The sequence below is a fragment of the Pseudomonas sp. GXM4 genome (genome assembly GCF_008923895.1).
In the GTDB taxonomy this organism is placed as follows: domain Bacteria; phylum Pseudomonadota; class Gammaproteobacteria; order Pseudomonadales; family Pseudomonadaceae; genus Aquipseudomonas; species Aquipseudomonas atacamensis.
In genome coordinates this window covers 1-1,464 of the sequence record NZ_WBRZ01000492.1, presented here as the reverse complement: position 1 = coordinate 1,464, position 1,464 = coordinate 1, and the positions used below count along the sequence as shown (strand labels likewise).

The window sequence follows — 1,464 nt, the reverse complement described above, 5'->3', positions numbered from 1 at the left end:
CCTGCTGCCTTACCGCTTGGCGACGCCCCTGTAGCTCTGGTCAGCGGCTCCGTGAGGATCGCTGTGAGAACGGGGCGCAATTTAACAACATTCATTTCGTTTGGGAAGCCCGAGAAGAAATATTTTTTGTTTTAAAACAGCGACTTATTATTTTCGCGCGAAAACAATGGGTTTCGCCTCCGTGTATCACACTGTGTACGCGCCCCGCCGCCATACACGCCCTTGCAAAACTGCCGTCCGGGGACACAGATCGGATACCTCGCTACGCTTCAATGCACCCAGGGTTTCAAGGTTCATCCAGCCCCTTGGCCACAGGTTCGCAAAGGAGACGTCAGCATGAAACAGGCTCTGCACACCTCTAAAATCACCGCCGCGCTCGGCTTGTCAGTCCTGGCGCTGTCACTGCTCGGCGCCGTCGGCAGCGCTCAGGCGCAAACCACTGAACCGGCCGCCGCCAGCTATTCGGCGCCCTCTCCTTTCGGCCCGCTGAAGCACATCAAGGCAGGCTTGCTCGATGTGGCCTACGCCGAAACCGGTCCTGCCGATGGGCCGGTGGTGATCCTGCTGCACGGCTGGCCCTACGACATTCACAGCTATGACGAAGTCGCACCACTGCTCGCGGCCAAGGGTTACCGCGTGCTGATGCCGTATGCACGGGGTTATGGCGACACGCAATTCCTGTCCAAAGCCACTCTGCGCAACGGCCAACCGGCAGCGCTGGCCAGCGACGTGATCGACTTCATGGACGCGCTGAAAATCAAACAAGCGGTGCTGGGCGGCTACGACTGGGGCGCGCGTTCGGCGGACATCGTCGCGGCCTTGTGGCCAGAGCGCGTGAAAGCGCTGGTGGCGGTCAGCGGCTATCTGATCGGCAATCAGGCCGCCGGGCAGAATCCACTGCCGCCGAAAGCCGAATTGCAGTGGTGGTACCAGTTCTACTTCGCCACCGAACGCGGCCGCGCCGGCTATGAAAAGAACACCCACGACTTCGCCAAACTGATCTGGCAGCTGGCTTCGCCGCAGTGGAAGTTCGACGACGCCACTTTCGAGCGCAGCGCCCAAGCGTTGCAGAACCCCGATCACGTCGAGATCACCGTGTTCAACTACCGCTGGCGGCTGGGCCTGGTGCAGGGCGAGGCGAAATATGCCGCGCTGGAAGAGAAGCTTGCGGCTGCCCCGTCGATCAGCGTGCCGACGATTACCATGGAAGGCGATGCCAATGGAGCGCCACATCCCAAGCCTGAGGACTATGCCAAGCGTTTTACCGGGAAATATCAATTCCGGTTGATTGAGGGTGGGGTTGGGCACAATTTGCCCCAGGAAAGCCCGGCGGCGTTTGCGCAAGCTGTAATCGATGCTGATCGTCTCTGACAGACCCGCCCTCAATACCCCTCACCTAGCCCTCTCCCGGAGCGAGAGGGAACTGATGGGGGGATATTCGAGATTTACGCCGACCTGAAAGCG

1 protein-coding gene is annotated in these 1,464 nt (G+C 60.2%); it reads left to right on the top strand.

The window, feature by feature from the left end:
- The first annotated feature begins 336 nt into the window (after window positions 1-336).
- Window positions 337-1,371, top strand: a complete 1,035-nt coding sequence (locus F8N49_RS27680; protein ID WP_071172614.1) for an alpha/beta fold hydrolase — start codon at window positions 337-339, stop codon at window positions 1,369-1,371.
- Window positions 1,372-1,464: the final 93 nt, after the last annotated feature.

Excerpts from the sequence above, each read along its gene's own strand:
- F8N49_RS27680 (WP_071172614.1), top strand. The coding sequence starts at position 337 with ATGAAACAGGCTCTGCACACCTCTAAAATCACCGCCGCGCTCGGCTTG.